The sequence below is a fragment of the Mitsuaria sp. TWR114 genome (genome assembly GCF_007997345.1).
This window is the reverse complement of sequence record NZ_VOSR01000755.1, coordinates 1-10,248: the sequence shown is the minus strand read 5'-3', so window position 1 is coordinate 10,248 and position 10,248 is coordinate 1. Positions and strand designations below refer to the sequence as shown.

8 protein-coding genes are annotated in these 10,248 nt (G+C 72.5%); 3 read left to right on the top strand and 5 right to left on the bottom strand.

Features of this window, described 5'->3' with window-relative positions; all coding sequences use genetic code 11:
- Positions 1–67 precede the first annotated feature (67 nt).
- From FUT87_RS23750 to FUT87_RS23730, 5 genes are all read right to left on the bottom strand, one after another.
- Positions 68–1,861, bottom strand: a complete 1,794-nt coding sequence (locus FUT87_RS23750) for a hypothetical protein (protein WP_147242592.1) — start codon at positions 1,859–1,861, stop codon at positions 68–70.
- Between the two features lie 14 nt (positions 1,862–1,875).
- Positions 1,876–2,937 carry a hypothetical protein gene (locus FUT87_RS23745; protein ID WP_147242586.1) on the bottom strand — a complete coding sequence of 354 codons (1,062 nt, stop codon included), beginning with the start codon at positions 2,935–2,937 and terminating at the stop codon, positions 1,876–1,878.
- A 161-nt stretch (positions 2,938–3,098) separates the two neighbouring features.
- On the bottom strand, positions 3,099–3,686 hold the full coding sequence (locus tag FUT87_RS23740; protein WP_147242589.1) for an RNA polymerase sigma factor: 588 nt from the start codon (positions 3,684–3,686) through the stop codon (positions 3,099–3,101).
- Positions 3,683–4,954 carry an esterase-like activity of phytase family protein gene (locus tag FUT87_RS23735; protein WP_147242177.1) on the bottom strand — a complete coding sequence of 424 codons (1,272 nt, stop codon included), beginning with the start codon at positions 4,952–4,954 and terminating at the stop codon, positions 3,683–3,685. The genes FUT87_RS23740 and FUT87_RS23735 overlap by 4 nt, the downstream gene beginning before the upstream one ends.
- On the bottom strand, positions 4,951–7,257 hold the full coding sequence (locus tag FUT87_RS23730) for a TonB-dependent receptor (protein WP_147242178.1): 2,307 nt from the start codon (positions 7,255–7,257) through the stop codon (positions 4,951–4,953). Before FUT87_RS23730 ends, FUT87_RS23735 begins: the two co-directional genes overlap by 4 nt.
- Before the next feature lie 238 nt (positions 7,258–7,495).
- Here FUT87_RS23730 and FUT87_RS23725 point away from each other — a divergent pair, with 238 nt between their 5' ends.
- The 3 genes from FUT87_RS23725 to FUT87_RS23715 all read left to right on the top strand — a co-directional run.
- Positions 7,496–8,248 carry a GntR family transcriptional regulator gene (locus FUT87_RS23725; protein ID WP_147242588.1) on the top strand — a complete coding sequence of 251 codons (753 nt, stop codon included), beginning with the start codon at positions 7,496–7,498 and terminating at the stop codon, positions 8,246–8,248.
- A 34-nt stretch (positions 8,249–8,282) separates the two neighbouring features.
- Entirely contained in the window at positions 8,283–9,383 is a 1,101-nt protein-coding gene (locus tag FUT87_RS23720) for a BMP family protein (RefSeq protein WP_147242587.1), read from the top strand.
- Positions 9,380–10,248: ATP-binding cassette domain-containing protein (locus FUT87_RS23715; protein ID WP_255511993.1), on the top strand; the 869-nt coding region annotated here is incomplete at its 3' end. The genes FUT87_RS23720 and FUT87_RS23715, both read left to right, overlap by 4 nt.

The window sequence follows — 10,248 nt, the reverse complement described above, 5'->3', positions numbered from 1 at the left end:
GGGCGGTACGGCGGCGCCCGATGGCGCGCCGCCCGAGGGGAAACGGATCGGACCGGTCATGGCTCCTTCAATCGAGTTCGTCGACGTTGACGCGGGGCCTGCGCTGCCGCGGCACCGGAATGTCGGCCACCGACGAGGCCGAGCTGGACGGCAGGCGCGGCGAGTCCGGACGCAGCGCCAGCTCCAGGTCGACGGGCGCGTCCGGCACCGGCGTGGCCCGCACCGCCTCCTGCGCCTGCCACAGGCCCGTGATCGGCGAATCGAGCATCGCGCCCAGCGCCGCGGCCCCGACGTTGCCGATGAACTGCTGCACGGCCGGCGGCAGCTGGCTCTGCGCCATGCCCTGCCCCGCCGCGGTCAGCGCCGAGAAGAGCGTGTTGGTGAGCGAGGCCCGCGCCTGCGCCTGGTCCAGCACGCGGCTGCGGTCCGTGCCGGTGAGCACCGGCGCCCACTCCTGCGTCGCGCCGGGCGTCTGGTTGGCGAAGAGTTGCAGGCGCTGGAACCAGTCCGTCGTCTCGCCCAGCGTGTTGATCAGCGCGCTGATGGCGGCGGTTCCGGCCGCCACACGCCAGGCGTCGCCCATGTTCATGGCGCTGGATTGATCCAGCAGCACCGCGGCCGCCGCGCTTCGATCCGGCACCCACGCGCCCTTCAGCGCGTCGCCGAGGAAGTTGTTCACCACGTTCACGCCCGCGTAGGTGGCCACGGCGGCCGCCTGTGCGGCACCGGACATGCCGGCGGCCAGTTCCGGTTGCGGGCCGCCGCCCTCAGGCGCCGGCGGCTTGTTCACCTTGACCATGCTGAAGCTCGCCTGCAGGCCGTCCCGCATCGCGGCGTAGACGCCGACCTTCAGCTCGTTGGTCAGCGGCTGCAGCGCGGCCGCCCGGTCGCCCTGCTGGAACCCGTGATGCATCAGCATCAGGTTGGTGAAGGACGAGGACACCTGCATCACCGTGAACAGCCGCGAGACCTTGAGCGTGTGATCGCGCATCGTCTGCTGCTGTTCGGGCGTCTTCGCCTGCCACTGCTCGGGGGTGAGCGAGTGGTAGGCGCGCGCCGCCTCGTCGGGGTTGCGCCGCTCGCGCAGCTCCCGCACCACCTGCAGCACCACGTTGGTCATGCCGACCGTGGCCTGCAGGCCCATCACGGCCGGGGCCGGCGTGTGCCTCAGCGCGTGGCTCACCGCGCTGGCGAGCATCTCCCGCGCGAAGGTGGGCAGGCCCACCGCGACCGTCTGATGGATGGCGTGTCCCGCCACCACGCCGGCCAGGCGCGCCTCGGGCATCGGCGGAACGACGGACCCCAGCGTGCGCACCGCCTCGCGGCCCGCCACGCCGGCCAGCCGGGTGACTTCGCCGGCGATCGCGTTCGCGACGGAGCGCCAGTTGCGCTCCGGTGCGGCGGGACGGGACAGGTTGAAGGTCGGTTCGGCCCGCAGTTGCCGTCCGATGTCGGAAGGGGTGGCCGAGAGCGGGCCGCTCAAGCCGCGCGCTTCCGCCAGGACTTGGAGGCGTCGCGACGACCACTCGCGCGAGTCCGACCGGCTGTGCGAGTCGTCCAGCAACGAGCGACCCGGGCTCGTGCCGACGAGCTCCGGCAGAGGCCGGCGCTCGCGCAGTTCGTCGCCGCCGGAGGACGCCAGCGGCGCGGACGTTCGCGACGACGGCGCGTTGTGCGGCCGCTCAAGCGTCGGGGCAACGACGCCGGCCGCCGAGCCCGTCGAGCCAGCGGTACCTGCTGCACCTGCTGTACCTGAAGTACCCGCGGTCGCTGTGGCGCCCGGCACGGACGTGCCGGCCTCGGCGGGCAGGCGGAACGATTCGATGCGGTTGGATGTCGAAGGGGTGATGGATGCAGGCATGTCGGCTCCCTCCTTCAATGCGCGGCCGCGGTGTCGCGGGACGTCGATGTGGCACGGGCCAGGCGCGCGAAGTCGCGCAACCAGGCGGCGAAGCCGTCGGCGAAATCGGCGGCGCTGCGACCGTCGACCGGGCAGCGGGACATCAGGCGGGCGCGGCCGCGCTCGCGGGCCACGGCGACGCCGGCGAAGACCATCAGCGTCGTGTTGGCCTGCAGCGCGAGCCGCCGTCGCTCGAGCGTGTCGAGCGCTTCGGCGCCGAGGTCGGACACCAGCACCAGCGTGTCGGTCCCGTCTTCGCAGGCCAGGCCGATCGACACGCCGTCCAGCGTGAACGATCCGCTGCGCGCGCCGGCCAGCGCGTCCGCGGCGGGCAGGCCCGCTTGCAGCAAGGCCCCATGCACGCGCACGAGCACGCGCTCGGGCGCTTCCAGGCATGGCGCGTCGACATCGGCCGCAGCGGTCGCATCGACACCGCGGCGCTGTGCCGCATTCGCGGGCCCCGCGGCAGCTTCAGTCGTTCCGGACATGCCGGCCGTTGCCGCCGTCCCGGCCGTTGCTGCGGTTGCGGCCGCTGCTGCCGCTCCGGCCTGCGCCGTCACGCCCTCGAGCAGTGCCTGCCGCAGCTGCAGCAGCCCGGCCAGTTCAACGGCGAGCAGATCGGGATGCGCGTGCCCGGCGGCGGTGCGCAGGATCAACACCGCCTCGCCGTCGTCGTTCAACCCGAAGGCCGCGTGGGTGGCGACCAGCGCCTGCCCGGTGGCGAGCAGCAGCGCGTCGCACCAGGCCGCCTCGTCGACCGCGGCCGGACGCGCGGCGCGCGTGACGGCCAGCCAGGGCCCCGTCGGTTCGTCGTGCAGCGGATGCAGCGACAGCGGCTGCCCGGCGAGCTCGATCAGGCCCGTGGCGGCGAAGTGCCGCGCGACTTCGGGGCTGGCGCCCAGCCGCAGCGCGGCCTCGCGGCGCCAGTCGGCGATGACGCCGGTGACGTCGGCGGGCGTGCCGGCTGAAACGGTGTCGGCATGAGCGGGGATCGTCCCGTTCGCCGGAGGTGTCGTCGACGCAAGGATGGTCGTCATGGAAGCTCCCTGGCCGAGTTGTTGGGTGATGGGTTCGGCCGGCGATGACGATAGGCACACCGCGATGACGACAGCGAGACGGACGCGAAGCGGGTGGCGTCGAAGCGAACGCGCCGACGCGGTCGACCGCGGGCCCCGACCGGTCCTCGGGCGCAGTCGGCTCAGTAGCCGCGCGTCCCGACCGCCGCTTCCGCCAGCGCCGGCAGCACGTCCTTGAGCTTCTCCCGCGCGCGCACCAGGCGCGCCTTCACCGTGCCCGAGGGGCAGGCCATGATCCGCGCGATCTCCTCGCAGGATTCGCCCTGGCAGTAGGCCAGCTCCACCGTCGTGCGCTGCTCCAGCGACAAGGCGGCGAGCCCGTGACGCACCCAGTCGCGCAATTCGCGATCGGGGCCGTCGTCGAAGAACGGTTCCGCCTCGGCGAGTTCCGCCTCCGGCACCGCCGAGGCATTGATCTCCTGTCCGACCTCGCGGTCCCGCAGCGCCTTGAGCATGCAGCGATACGCGATGCCATGGGCCCAGGTCGTCACCCGCGAGTCGCCGCGGAAGTTGGCGGCGCTTTTCCAGACCACCCACAGCGCGTCGTTGACCGCCTCTTCCACCACATGCGGGCGCGAGCAGCAGCGCTGGATGAAGCGCGTCAGGCGCGGCTGGAAGTGGCGGTACAGCTGCTCGAACGCCGCGCGGTCCCCGGCGCCGGCCGCCTGCAGCCAGGCCCCGAGCAGGCCTTCCATGTCCTCGTCCCTCATGGCGCCACCTCGAAGGCCAGGACCTGCGTCACCTGTTGCGGCGAGAAGTTGTCGTCGGCCACCATCACCAGCGTGCGACTGCCGTCGGGCCGCACCGGTCCCCAGGCCATGCCTTCGAGGTCGTCGATCGGTCCCCGCGCGCCGGCGGCCTGCAGGTCGAGGATCAGCCGCTTGCGCATCGGCACGAGCGCCGCGTCGCGCAGCGAGGCCACGGCCGAGACGTCGGTGGCGCCGTCGACGCGGGCCTCGTACAGCCGCACGCGGAACTTGAAGACTCGCTCGGCGACTTCCCGGCCCGAGCGCTCCAGCACCAGCAGCGTGCCGGCCGGCGTGACCAGCACATCGCTGACGCCGTTGTCGGACCGGCGCTGACCGCCCGTCGGCGCCTCGGGGACCGGCTCGACCGGATAGGCGTACTGCCCCAGCACCCGGCCCTGCCGGTCCAGGTGGGTGAAGCGGGTCAACGCGCCCGCCTCGCGTGTCGGCGGCTCGCCGTCCTCGATCAACGGCGCCTCCATGCTGGCCCACACGGAGCCATCCTCGGCCAGCGCCAGGCCTTCCAGGCTGAGGTTGTCCCGGGCCCCGCGCGGCTCGTCGGGATGCACGCGCAGGCGCTCGGGCAGCGGCAGCTCGCCGGCGAAGCGGCCGTCCCGCTCCGACCAGCGGATGAAGGGCTGCAGGCCGCGCGGGCGGTCGCCCTCGCTGGACCAGAGCAGGCGCCCGGTCCGCGGGTCCAGCCGCAAGGCCTCGGGATCGGGGCTGTCGGGCGGCGGCTCGCCGGGCCGCGTCGGCGCGCGGACATTCGGATAGGGCTGGCCGTCCCGCTGCAACAACGGGGTGAGGCCGGTCACGCGCAGCTCCTCCAGGCCCTGCGCGTTCCAGCGGATCCTGGCGGTGTAGAAGCGCGCGGGGGCGTGCTCCGACCGGTCGTCGCTGAGCAGGTACCAGGTGTCCTCGACGGGGTCGTAGTCGAGGCCGGAGATGCCGCCGAGATGGCGCAGCAGCGGATCGGTCGCCACGCGCGGAATGACGGTCTCGCCGATGAGCCGCAGGCGCATGGGCGGCTGCGCCCAGGCCACCGTCCCCGGCGCACCTGCCGACGCTTCTGCCGCCGCACCCGTCGCCGCGTCCACCGCAACGCGTGCCGCCGCACGCGCGTCCACCGTCGAGGTCACCGGCGCGCAGCCGCCCAGCAGGAGCGCGACCGCGGTCACGGCCCCGACGAGGATCGCCGCGCCGCCGGGGCGGGTCACCGGGGAGCGCTTCACAGCTCCATCCTCACCCACAGCACCACCGTGCGCGGCGCGCCGATGAAGTAGCGCCCGATGCTGGAGGGGCTCGTCATCAGCTCGGGCGCGACGCCGGAGAGGTAGTGCTTGTTGGTGATGTTCTCCAGGTTCAGGCCGAGGGTCAGGTGATCCCACTGGTACGACCCACTCGCGCCGAGCAGCGTGTACGCCGGCATGCGCTCGTCGACGCCGCTGTTCGCCACCCGCGGATTCGCGTAGTAGCCGGCCTGGCTGGACACGTGACGGAGATTGACCCCGAGCCGCCAGGCATCGCCCGGCCGCCAGGTCGCTTCCAGGAACAGGTTGCGCGGCGCGATGCCGACCAGGTCCGCGCCGTCGCGGATGAAGCCCTTGGCCGGATAACCCTGCGCATCGACGTCGCCCAGCGCGTAGCGCGCCTTCTGGTAGGTGAAGGCGCCATACAGGCGCCAGGCCGCGCCCACGCGGGCATTGGCGCTGAGTTCGATGCCATCGATGCGGCGGCCCTGGTCCACGTTCTCCGACTGCAGCGTGCCGGCGATGTCCGCGGCGACCGTCTCCTTCGAGCGGATCGAAAAACCCTGCACGCTCAGCGCGTAGCCGTCGCCCTTGTGGCGCAGGCCCAGGTCGAAGGCCTTGGCGGTGTCCATGTCCTGCGGCCGCAGCGCCGCCGCCATCGTGGTGGCCGCGCCGCCCTCGAGCGTCGCGTCGGTCATCGTGGCCGCGTTCTTGGCGTAACCCGCGAACAGCTCGGTGTTCGCGCCCAGCGGCACCAGCGCGCCCAGCTTGGGCAGCACGCCGGAGTTCACCCGCGCCTGGTTGACGAAATCCAGCTTGCCGGTGCGCGAGTCCTGGATCGGCGCGCGGTAGTCGACCCGGTTGTCGAGGTAGGTGACGCCGTAGTCCAGCTTGAGCCCGCCTTCCAGCAGGCTGCTGCGGTTGGCCAGGTAGACCATGGTGGAGCGGTTCTTCCAGTGCTTGTCCTCGCTGATCGCGACCGGCGTGTCGGCAAGGGCCGGCCCGGCGGCCTCGTCGAGGACCGGATACCAGCGCCGCACCTGACCGCGCTCGTAGCTCTCGTACCAGGCGCCGGCGCGCCAGTCGAGCAGGTCGCCATGCCGCGCGCCCACTTCCACCAAGGCGCCGTTGCGCGACAGGTCGTAGTCGTTGGCGCGGAAGTACAGGCTGCGGGCCGAGCCATCGAGCCCCGGATAGCCGCCGTTGCCCAGGCCCGTCTCCTTGCCGGTCCCGTCCTGCCCGTGGTGATAGGCCTTGGCCGAGACCTTCAAGCCGCCCAGCGTGGTGTTCAGGCTGAGGTAGCTCAGCCGGTCCTCGCGCGGGTTGCCCTTGAGGCCGCGGTAGTTGCGGTCGACGCCGGGCACGCCGGTCCAGTGGTCGGTGTAGCCGTCCTGCTTGGGATCGGTCTGGAACTGCCTGAGCGTGACGATGTTGCTGGCGCTCGTCTCTTTGCGCTCGTTGAAGCTGGAGTAGAGCTTCAGCGTGGTGTCCTGGCCCAGGCGCCAGGCCAGCTTCAGGTCGGCATGGTCGCGGGTGTCGTGGCCGGAGGGATCGTCGACGTAGGAGACCTGCCACTGCTGCCGAGACACGCTCAGGTAGGCGGTGAGTCCGGGCGCCAGTTCGCCGCTGTCCACGCGGGCATAGAGCCGGCCGAGCTCGGCGCTGCCCGCGGCGGCTTCCACGCGCAGGCCGAAGGCACGGCCGGGATCCTGGGTCAGGTAATCGATGTGGCCGGCCAGCGCCTGGTGGGACGGCGCGCCGACGATGCCGGCCGACTGCGACACATCGATCGCCGCCAGGTTGCTGCTGTCGAAGAAGCGCGTGGGCACCGAGCCGCCGCCCAGCGTCGTGCGGCCGTTGGGGATGCCGTCGATCGAGAAGCCGATGCTGTCCTTGCCGAAGCCGCGCATGCTGATCGTGCTCTCGAAGCCGTCGCCGCCGAAGGCGTTGGACGAGCCGACCTGGATGCCGGACACGCGCTCCAGCAGCTTGTCGGCCGAGACGCCGGTCGGGTAGTGCTCCAGGTCGGCCGCGGTGATCTTCACGTTGGCGCGCGACTGGCGCAGGCCGATGGACTCGCCGGTCACCGTCACCTGGCCCAGCGACTGCGAGCGGGCGGGCACCGGCGCGGGCGAAGGCGCGATCGAAGGCGCGGTATCGCCGGCGGCTTCGCTGGCGGGCCGGGCCGGCGCGGAGGCCTCTTGGGCCAGGACCGGGGCGTGGGCGGCGACGAGCAGGGCCGCCAGGGGCAGCGGTGCGAACGGAAGGCGGGCGAGAGAGCGCATGGTGGAGGAGCTTTCAGCGGAAGGACCGGGAACGGGGTGGAGGGGTACTGCGCGGATCGGGCCGGATGATCATCCACTGGTACGTACCACGTCAATCTGGTCACAGCATGTTTTCCGCAGAACTTCGGGTTTTCCTTCGGAAGCAACAGCTGTCACAGCCTCGTAAAACGGCCATGCGATGCGGACTGGGAGCAACCCTGTTGACCATCTGGTACGTACCATGAGAGCATTGCCGGACATGAGCAAACGACCCGCCGAGGCCTCCGCGCCCCCTCCCCGCTACCGCCAGGTCGCCGACGCGCTGCGCGCCGCCATCGACGACGGGCGCCTCGCCGACAACGAGGCCCTGCCCTCCGAGCGCGAGCTCACCGAGCAGCACCAGGTCAGCCGCGACACCATCCGCAAGGCGGTGCGGCTGCTGGAGGACCACGGACTGGTCTACAGCGACCACGGCCGCGGCACCTTCGTCGCGCCGGCGCTGGTGCGCCGCATGTCGCGCTACATCGACGGCTTCTCCGAGGACACGCGCCAGCGCGGCGGCCTGCCCAGCCAGCGCATCCTCAACCTCGAGTTCAGCCCGGCCACCATGGCCATCGCCCAGCTGCTGCAGCTCGAGTCCGGCCACCCGCTCACCCGCGTGCGGCGCGTGCGCCTGACCAACGGCGTGCCGGTCGGCCTGCACGACGCCTACTTCCCGCTGCCGCCGGGCGTGAAGCTCGAGCTGCAGGAGGTGGAACGTGCCCGCTCGCTGTACCAGCTGCTGATGGAACGCGCCGGCTTTGCGCCGGTGGAAGCGGTGGAGAACCTGTTCGCCGCCAGCGCCGACGCGGAGGAAGCGCGGCTGCTCGGCGTGCCGGAAGGCGCGCCGCTGCTGGTCTGCGAGCGCATCACGCTGTCCGAGCGGCGCGAGCCGATCGAGTACTGCCTCATGAAGTACGTGTCCAGCTACCGGTACAGCGCGCGGATCACGCAGTCCAGCCGGCTCGTCTGAGCGCGCCGGCCGCCCCCTCCCGGCACCGCCGTCGATGCGCCCCGCCCTCTGCTTCCTCCTGCGTCAGCTCCTGTGGCTGCTGGCGGCCGTGGCCGTGCTCTACGGCCTGAAGGCCGCAGGCGAGCGGCTGCTGCCGCGCGCCCAGGCCGGCCACGCGGTGCGCGCCGTGCTCTTCATCAACGGCACGCTGGGCGACAAGTCCTTCTTCGACGGCGCGGCCAAGGGCATGCGCGAAGCGGCGCGGCAGTTACCGGTCACGGTCAAGATCGTGGAGGGAGGCACCGACCCGACGCGCTGGCTGCCGGCTCTGACCGCGCTGGCCGACAGCGGCGACTACGACCTGATCGTCACCGGCACCTACACGATGGCGCCCTATGTCGAGCAGCTGGCGCGGGCCTATCCGGAACGTCGCTTCGTGCTCTACGACGCCGCCGTGGACGCCGGCCGCTGCGCCTGCCGCAACGTGCGCTCGCTGCTGTTCCGCCAGAACGAGGGCGCCTACCTGGCCGGCTGGCTGGCCGCGCGGCTCGACCGGGCCGGCCTGCCGGGCGTCGCGCCCGGCGGCGGCCTGGGGGTGATGGGCGGCATGCAGTTCCCGGTCGTCGACGACTTCATCGTGGGTTTTCGCGCCGGCGCCAAGGCCGCGGATCCGGACCTGCCGGTCGCGACCCAGTACGCCAACTCCTTCTCCGATCCGGCGCTGGGCAAGGAGATCGCCAAGACGCTGTTCGGCCGCGGCGCCGGCATCGTGTTCCATGTGGCGGGCGCCAGCGGCCAGGGCGTCAACGAGGCCGCGCTGGAAACCGGCCGCTACGCCATCGGCGTGGACGTGGACCAGTACGCGCTCTACCGCCCGCGCCAGCCGGCGCTGGCGGCGCGCATCCTCACCTCGGTGGTCAAGAACGTCGACGTCGCGGTGCTGGAGGCGCTGCGCGTGTCCCTGCGGGAGCCCGCGGCGCCGGGCGGTGTCGTGTCGCTGGGCCTGGCGGAGCGCGGCGTGAGCCTCGCGCCCCGCGCAGGCCTGCTGGCGCAGTGGCCGCCCGCGCTCTGGCAGGAACTCGAGCAGGTGCGGGCGGAGATCGTTGCCGGCCAGCGCCGCGTGCCGAGCGCCTTCTCGGCGAGGACGCCCGGATGAGCGCCGCGATGAACACGCCGTTGAACATCGCAGCGAGCGCCGCAACGAGCCCCACAACGAGCGCCGCGATGAACACCGCGATGAGCGCCTCATCGGGCACCCCGCCCAGCAGCGCGCCGATCGGCGCCACCCCGCCCGGGCGGCTGTCGCTGCACGGCGTCTCCAAGCGCTACCCGACCGGCACGCTGGCGGTGGACCAGGTCAGCCTGTCCATCGCGCCGGGCGAGGTGCATGCCATCGTCGGCGAGAACGGCGCCGGCAAGTCCACCGTCATGAAGATGCTCTACGGGCTGGAGCAGCCCAGCGCCGGGGAGATCCACTTGGATGGCCGGCCGGTGCGCTGGCGCACGCCGCGCGAGGCGATCGCCGCCGGCATGGGCCTGGTGCCGCAGCATGTGACGCTGGTGCCCTCCTTCACCGTCGCCGAGAACGTCGTGCTCGGCCAGGAGCCGCGCCGCGGTCCGCTGCTCGACACCCGCGTCGCGATCGAGCAGGTCGCCGAGACGGCGCGCCGCTTCGGCCTGCCGCTGGATCCGCGCACGCCGGTGTCGCGGCTCTCGCTGGGCGAGCAGCAGGCGGTGGGGCTGCTCAAGGCGCTGCACCAGGGCGCCCGCATCCTGATGCTGGACGAGCCGACGGCGGTGCTGGCGCCGCAGCAGGCCGCGGCCTTGATGACCGCGCTGCGGCGCTACGCCGACCACGGCCTGGCGGTGATCCTGATCACGCACCGGATCGCGGAGATCCGCGAGGTCTCGGACCGCTTCACCGTGCTGCGCGGCGGCCGCGTGGCCGGCAGCGCCGCGACGCGGGACGTCGGCGAGGCGGAGATCGCCGCGATGGTGGTGGGACGCGCCGTCGCGCCGCG

Excerpts from the sequence above, each read along its gene's own strand:
- FUT87_RS23750 (WP_147242592.1), bottom strand. The coding sequence starts at position 1,861 with ATGCCTGCATCCATCACCCCTTCGACATCCAACCGCATCGAATCGTTC.
- FUT87_RS23745 (WP_147242586.1), bottom strand. The coding sequence starts at position 2,937 with ATGACGACCATCCTTGCGTCGACGACACCTCCGGCGAACGGGACGATC.
- FUT87_RS23740 (WP_147242589.1), bottom strand. The coding sequence starts at position 3,686 with ATGAGGGACGAGGACATGGAAGGCCTGCTCGGGGCCTGGCTGCAGGCG.
- FUT87_RS23730 (WP_147242178.1), bottom strand. The coding sequence starts at position 7,257 with ATGCGCTCTCTCGCCCGCCTTCCGTTCGCACCGCTGCCCCTGGCGGCC.
- FUT87_RS23725 (WP_147242588.1), top strand. The coding sequence starts at position 7,496 with ATGAGCAAACGACCCGCCGAGGCCTCCGCGCCCCCTCCCCGCTACCGC.
- FUT87_RS23720 (WP_147242587.1), top strand. The coding sequence starts at position 8,283 with ATGCGCCCCGCCCTCTGCTTCCTCCTGCGTCAGCTCCTGTGGCTGCTG.